5 protein-coding genes are annotated in these 6,872 nt (G+C 44.1%); 3 read left to right on the top strand and 2 right to left on the bottom strand.

Annotated elements, in window-relative coordinates:
- The first annotated feature begins 116 nt into the window (after nt 1–116).
- The 3 genes from A1332_RS21740 to A1332_RS21730 are packed head-to-tail and all read left to right on the top strand — an operon-like array spanning nt 117 to nt 4,509.
- Nucleotides 117–1,076, top strand: coding sequence for a glycosyltransferase (locus tag A1332_RS21740; RefSeq protein ID WP_064010497.1), 960 nt, complete (start codon nt 117–119; stop codon nt 1,074–1,076).
- 58 nt (nt 1,077–1,134) lie between these two features.
- Nucleotides 1,135–2,427, top strand: a complete 1,293-nt coding sequence (locus A1332_RS21735; RefSeq protein ID WP_082879825.1) for a putative O-glycosylation ligase, exosortase A system-associated — start codon at nt 1,135–1,137, stop codon at nt 2,425–2,427.
- Nucleotides 2,428–2,433: 6 nt separating this feature from the next.
- Complete coding sequence (locus tag A1332_RS21730) at nt 2,434–4,509, top strand: sulfatase (protein ID WP_082879824.1); 2,076 nt, start codon at nt 2,434–2,436, stop codon at nt 4,507–4,509.
- A 54-nt stretch (nt 4,510–4,563) separates the two neighbouring features.
- Here A1332_RS21730 and A1332_RS21725 read toward each other — a convergent pair whose 3' ends face one another.
- Together A1332_RS21725 and tviB are read right to left on the bottom strand one after the other, a co-directional pair.
- Nucleotides 4,564–5,568, bottom strand: a complete 1,005-nt coding sequence (locus A1332_RS21725) for an NAD-dependent epimerase (RefSeq protein WP_064010495.1) — start codon at nt 5,566–5,568, stop codon at nt 4,564–4,566.
- A 3-nt stretch (nt 5,569–5,571) separates the two neighbouring features.
- The gene (gene tviB, locus A1332_RS21720) at nt 5,572–6,843 is read right to left on the bottom strand and encodes a Vi polysaccharide biosynthesis UDP-N-acetylglucosamine C-6 dehydrogenase TviB (protein WP_064010494.1); all 1,272 of its coding nucleotides are present in this window, start codon (nt 6,841–6,843) and stop codon (nt 5,572–5,574) included.
- Between the last annotated feature and the right edge of the window lie 29 nt (nt 6,844–6,872).

Below are 6,872 nucleotides of genomic sequence, written 5' to 3'. Positions count from 1 at the left end.
AACGGCAACAGCCCCTAGAATTCAAAATTTTTTGCGCCTAGCCCCAACACCTAGAACCATAAGAACATGACTTTGCCCGGCAACTCTTCACCACTCTCTGCGTTTAGACATCGAAAATGAGCCTGGAAAATGCCTCTAAAAAGCTCACGTTCGCTTTTTGCACTTACAACCGCGCGAAAAGACTGGAGAATCTAGTCTCGGCGATGCGCGCACAATCTTGCCCAATTCCATTTGAAATTCTTGCTGTCGATAACAATAGTAGCGACACGACAAGCGATGTATTGAAGCAACTTCAGCAACTGCCCGGCCCAACGCTTCGCTGGGTGCATGAGCCCAACCAAGGCATAGTCGCAGCGCGTAACAGAGCTATACAAGAGGCAATCGATTCAGACATTCTGGTGTTTATTGACGACGACGAACTACCATTAAGCGGACTCTTGGAAACAGTTGTACACGCATGCCTTAGCGAAGGCGCAGAATGTGTTGGTGGACGAATCGATATAGACTTTACAGACCATAAGCGTCCAGAATGGCTTGACGACGAATTATTGGGGTTTCTAGGCGCGCTGGATCACGGCAAACAAGCTTTTTGGATAGAAGACAGCAGCACACCGGTTTGGGCCGGCAACATTGCATATAACGTGGCGATATTCCGAAACGATCCGGCATTACGCTTTGATCGACGGTATGACCGCAAAGGCAAAACCATAGGAGGAGGCGAAGACGTGATGATGTTTAATGTCCTGCTCCAGCAAAGACGCCGGATACGTTACCGCCCTGACATGGCAATACTTCATGCCGTCGAACCATGGCGACTCCGGCGGCAATATTTTCTAGAAGTGCATTTTCTGGCCGGCTATCGTGGCGCAGTTAATGATTTTCCCGTTTATCACCGCACCTATCTGGGCATACCGCCATTCTTAATCGCGCAAATTATCCGCCAATACTGGCAATGGCTTGCATTGGCATGCACTGCAAAACATAGCCTACGCCAAGCAATGAATGTCAGTTATTCTCTCGGGCAAATATGTGGCTGTTTTTCACGTTGGAAAAATAAAAAATTAATAAATAATTAAATTAAGCCGATATTTAAAAGCTTAATTGAATGCAATCTAACCTACTAAATTAAACTCCGTGCGCGACATAGTTGTTCTTATTTTCCTGTTATGCTGCATAGTTGCCGCGATAAAAAAGCCATGGTGGGGGGTGCTATCGTTAGCAATATTCAGCTATTTGAATCCGCATGCCTATGCCTGGGGAGCAGTACGTTCGCTACCGGTGTACTACGTGTTATTCTTGGTGGTTGTTGTCAGCACATTCAACACTAAAGATAAACAGCCCATCCCTAAAGATTGGCGCATTTCTACTTTTATAACGCTTTGGTTCTATTTCATATTTACCACAACTCAAGCACCGTTGCAGGACGTTTCTTGGAGCAAATTTTTGTTTGTCTCTAAAATATTCGTACCGTTCTATTTCACATGGGTTCTGATCAATACCAGAGAAAAACTTTATTATTTGATTTCCACCATAGGCGCCTCCATCGGCGTAGTTGCGGTTAAAGGCGGTGTATTCGCCATATTAACCGGCTTCGGTCATCGCGTTTACGGACCACCCAGCACGCAATTCGAAGATAACAATTTATTTGCCGTCGCGATGCTTATTGCAGTTCCCCTTCTATTGATTTGGGAAAAAGAATTACAGAAGAACTGGCTAAAAAAGGGAATATTACTATCTATTCCTATTATCTATGCAGCCTCCTTGTCATCATGGTCTCGAGGTGCGCTACTCACCATGATTGCCCTGACGTTTACGCTGATCTCAAACAGCAAGCGTAAACACATGATGATCCCATTGGTAATCGGCGGCACGTTTTTCGTCATTCCCTATTTACCTGAAGAATGGTTCGGACGTATGCACACCCTGGAAACGTATGAGGAAGATTTATCCGCCATGTCACGAATTGAGGCATGGACAGATGGCTGGAACTATGCGCTTAGCCACCCATTCACTGGCGCAGGATTCGATGGCTGGATATATGTCACCATGCGGGACTGGCATAGTTCCTATGTGGAAATGCTTGCGGAACATGGCTTTATCGCATTCGGGTTATGGATTTCTTTAATACTGGGTAGTGTTTTCGGCTTAACCAGTTTATCTAGACAGGCTAAGCAAGTAGAAGGCATGGAGTGGGTGCGCCACTACAGCCTGATGATCAGAACCTCGATAATTTGTTATATGGTTGGGACCGCTTTCCTCGGTTTATCTTACTGGGATTTGATTTATCATTTAGTATTCATATCCATGTTAATTAAAAAATTCGCATTGCAAGAGTTTTCAGAAAAAGCACGAATAAATGAACAGCAGTACAAAAATAACTCGAAAAATAACAACCTTATCACCAATCGCATTAATCCAATCGAATAAATAGAGATGGAAAAAATACAGGTGTCTCTCTACGGCTCTTCTGTTGCTGCATTACTTTGCACTATTACGCTAATTTTTCTAACCTTACATAATTATTCCCGCACCGGACCCGGCATCCAAAAAGAAATTGAAAAAAAATTTGGATACTATGTGGTTTTCGCTCTCTCCAGATTAGCTTTATGGTTATTTGCCATATTTTTTCTAACATCTTTACCCGGCTCTGTTACAGCTTATTCGCTATCAAAGTTTACCGCATTGGTACATTTTGACTTCGTCACAGACTTAATCAGCTGCCTAATATCAACCACCTTAGTTACAACTTACTTTTTTTTACATCAACTCCTATATACGCCGGGCACCATTCAACTATCTTTCCAGTATAGATTTTCCAGATTGTTTATTATATGGAAGATATTATCCCCCGCACTAATAACCGGCATAAAATTTTCATTAATTTTATTGCTGGCTATAACATCCGCAATTGCCCTGTTTTTCGCTATCGAAGAAAATGATACGCCACTAGTGATCTATGTATTAGCCTTGGCTGTTTTATATGCTTACATCTATTACGCGACGATTAGTAACGAACCGGCTATCGCTAAAGCCGTGACCCAAACAAAACCCAACGTAATTATGATAGGTTCCGATACATTGCGCCATGACAGACTGGGCGGCAGTAACTATCACAGAAACCTTACCCCCAACATTGATAAATTAAGCGCGGACGGCTTACGACTCTATAAATGCATTACCCCTGTCGCTAGAACCGCGCCAAGTATTGCATCTCTATTTACCGGACTATGGCCTCATAACCATAAAATTCGGGATAATTATCCATCGCTGGCCGACTGTAAATTGCCGCAACCCTCTTTAATCGACATATTGAACGAGCACGGTTACTTGACGGCATCCATCTCCGATTGGTGCGGAGCAGATTTTGCAAAATTAAGTTTTAACTTTAAGGAAATCTCCGTCGCTGAAGATCAATGGAATATAAAACTGCTACTAAGGCAAGGCCCGTCTTTAATAAGAAACGTATTGTCCTTATTCACCAATAATGCATTAGGAAAACGCTTCTTACCCGAGTTCTATTATCTGGCTGGCGTACCCTTGACCGGGAGCTTGGGCCGCGAATGCCGCCAACTAATTGCCCGTTCGGCGAAAAACTCGCAGCCCTTTTTTATTAATTTGTTCACTTCGGCTACTCACGTTCCGTTTAATTCGGAGTATCCCTATTACAACCTATTTACCCCAAAAGACTATAAAGGTGAATCGCGGTTTATTATGACCAGACTCGCCTCGGCGGAAGAAATTATCAAAAAACAGGAAAAAAGCTCGGATTTTTTCGACATCCCGCAAATCATTAATTTATATGACAGCTGCGTCAAACAGTTCGATGATGAAGTTGGAAAAATAATTGATTATATTGAAAAGTCCAATCTATCCGATAATACCATCGTAATCATATATAGCGATCATGGTGCGGATTTTTTTGAAACTGGATGCTGGGGACAAGGCAACACATTGGTGGGGGACGACCCTAGCGGCAGAATTCCATTGGTGATAAAAGGCCCTGGCGTACCTATTGGTGTAAACTTTAAGCCGACTACCCGCTCCATAGACGTAATGCCAACTTTGTTAGATTTGTTGAATATACCTATTCCAACAAATCTGGACGGCGTTAATTTGATCCCCTATGTGAAAGCGCAGAAATCGCCGGAGCTTTTTGCCTTTCAAGAAACAGGCATTTGGCTGGGAAAAATACCCGGTTTACATCCCGACCAAATTTTATATCCCAATATTGTTGAATTACTCGATATTCCGGACAAAAAATCCGGGACCCTGGTAGTCAATGAAAAACATTATCCTACGGTAATCCGAGCGAAGAGCCGCTCCATACAAAACGAAAAGTGGAAACTAATATATATAGCGACTTATACAAAGCCTGTTTATCAGCTTTATGATTTGGAAAACGACCCATATCTGGATGTCATAGAGTCTCATCCCGATATATTTGCCGCGCTTAAAAAGCTATTGGATAGCCACATTGAAAGTGACCCATTGTTTAAATCTAGTCATTAAAATAAAAAGCTGTTGCACAGTTTAAAACTGTACATTCCGACTATCAAAAATTATTCACTGATAGTACTCAAGATACCAAGCAACAAACCGTTCGATACCCTGCTCTATAGAAGTATTGGGTTTATACCCTACATCGGCTACCAGCGCTTCTACATCTGCGAACGTATCGGGGACGTCGCCAGGCTGCAACGGCAATAGATTTTTCTCGGCAGTTTTGCCGAGAAAGCGTTCCAAGGTTTCGATATAAGATAACAATTCCACTGGATTCTGATTGCCAATATTGTAGACCCGCCAAGGTGCTTTACTGGTACCAGGATCAGGCTTCGCCCCACTCCAGTCTGGATTCGGCGAGGCGTTATGATCCATAGTACGAATCACACCTTCGACAATATCGTCTATATAAGTGAAGTCGCGCCGATGCTTACCGTAATTAAATACATTGATTTTCTCGCCATTTAAAATGGCTTTGGTGAACAAAAACAATGCCATGTCGGGACGACCCCACGGACCATACACAGTAAAAAAGCGCAACCCCGTAGTGGGCAATTGATATAAATTGCTGTAGGTGTGCGCCATCAGCTCATTGGCTTTTTTTGACGCCGCATACAAGCTCAAGGGATGATCTACATTGTCATGCACGGAAAACGGCATCGATTCGTTAGCGCCGTAAACCGAACTGCTAGAGGCATACACTAAGTGCTCCACCTGATTATGCCGACAGCCTTCCAATATATTGATAAAACCAACGATATTGCTATCGATGTAGGCATGCGGATTCTCGATTGAATAACGTACACCAGCCTGAGCAGCCAGATTAACTACTTTTTGCGGCTGGTGCTTTTTGAATAGCGCATCCATGCCGGCTCTATCGGCAATATCCAGCCGTACATCGGTATAGCCGGCAAAATCCTTGATCCGATCTAAGCGACTCAGTTTCAGGTTAACATCGTAATAGTCGTTGAGATTGTCCACACCAATGACTTCGTCACCACGCTCCAATAATCTCAGCGCCAAATGATTGCCTATAAAACCGGCGGTGCCGGTCACCATAATCTTCATTTTTTAGAGCCTTGCGTCTGTTTGATCCGTAGGAAACAAGTATTTGAGGTCATACACAATGGTCTGCGGCGTGCCTAGGGCTCTAATGTCCGAAATTGCCATCTTTTTGAATTGATCATGAGCCACAGCAAGAATGATCGCATCGTATTTTCCCGCTACCGGCTTAACCACCGGTGTAATACCGTATTCGTGTTTAGCCTCCTCGGCATTAACCCAAGGATCGTAAACCTCGACATTGACACCATAAGTCTTCAACTCGGCAATGATGTCCACCACCCGAGTGTTGCGAATGTCCGGGCAGTTTTCCTTGAAGGTCAAGCCCATGATCAACACATTAGCTTCCTGGACATGTACACGTTTCTTCAGCATCAACTTTACTAATTGCGACACTACGTATACACCCATACCGTCGTTGATACGACGGCCGGAGAGGATGACTTCCGGGTTGTAACCGATAGCTTGGGCTTTATGGGTTAAATAGTAAGGATCCACACCGATACAGTGTCCACCGACTAAACCGGGCCGAAACGGCAGAAAATTCCATTTAGTGCCCGCAGCCAGCAGAACTTCCTCGGTATCTATTCCCAGTTTGTTGAAAATCAAGGCCAGTTCATTGATCAAGGCAATGTTGACGTCGCGCTGGGTGTTTTCAATAACTTTGGCAGCCTCGGCGACCTTGATACTGCTGGCTTTATGCGTACCGGCAGTAATGATACTTTTATATAAAGCATCTACTTTTTCGGCTATTTCAGGCGTAGAACCCGAGGTAACTTTCAGAATATTGGTGACGCGGTGTTGCTTGTCGCCAGGATTGATACGTTCCGGGCTGTAACCGACGTAAAAGTCCCGATTGAACGTCAAACCCGACACTTTTTCCAGAATCGGCACGCAAACTTCTTCGGTTGCGCCAGGGTAAACAGTGGATTCATAAATGACGATGTCACCGGCTTTGATAACCTTACCCAGCAAATCGCTGGCTTTTTGCAGCGGCGTCAAATCCGGTTGTTTGTGTTCATTGATTGGTGTGGGGACTGTGACTATATAAACCGAACAATCGGCTATATCTTGTAAATCGGCGCTATACGTCAACAATTTGGCGTCGGCTAACTCTTCTTCACTAACCTCCAGGGTATGGTCGCGACCTGCGCGTAATTCCTGAATACGGTGCTGATTAATATCGAAACCTACGGTTTGGTATTTTCGCCCAAACTCGACGGCTAGCGGCAACCCCACGTAACCAAGCCCAATCATGCCGATTTTAATGTTATCTAACATCTAGTAAATCCTCCTCCGCCCCGCTCTGA

The sequence above is a fragment of the Methylomonas methanica genome (genome assembly GCF_001644035.1).
In the GTDB taxonomy this organism is placed as follows: Bacteria; Pseudomonadota; Gammaproteobacteria; order Methylococcales; family Methylomonadaceae; genus Methylomonas; species Methylomonas methanica_A.
The sequence above is the reverse complement of the archived record's forward strand: the minus strand, read 5'-3'. Positions and strand labels throughout refer to the sequence as shown.

Excerpts from the sequence above, each read along its gene's own strand:
- A1332_RS21740 (WP_064010497.1), top strand. The coding sequence starts at position 117 with ATGAGCCTGGAAAATGCCTCTAAAAAGCTCACGTTCGCTTTTTGCACT.
- A1332_RS21730 (WP_082879824.1), top strand. The coding sequence starts at position 2,434 with ATGGAAAAAATACAGGTGTCTCTCTACGGCTCTTCTGTTGCTGCATTA.
- A1332_RS21725 (WP_064010495.1), bottom strand. The coding sequence starts at position 5,568 with ATGAAGATTATGGTGACCGGCACCGCCGGTTTTATAGGCAATCATTTG.
- tviB (WP_064010494.1), bottom strand. The coding sequence starts at position 6,843 with ATGTTAGATAACATTAAAATCGGCATGATTGGGCTTGGTTACGTGGGG.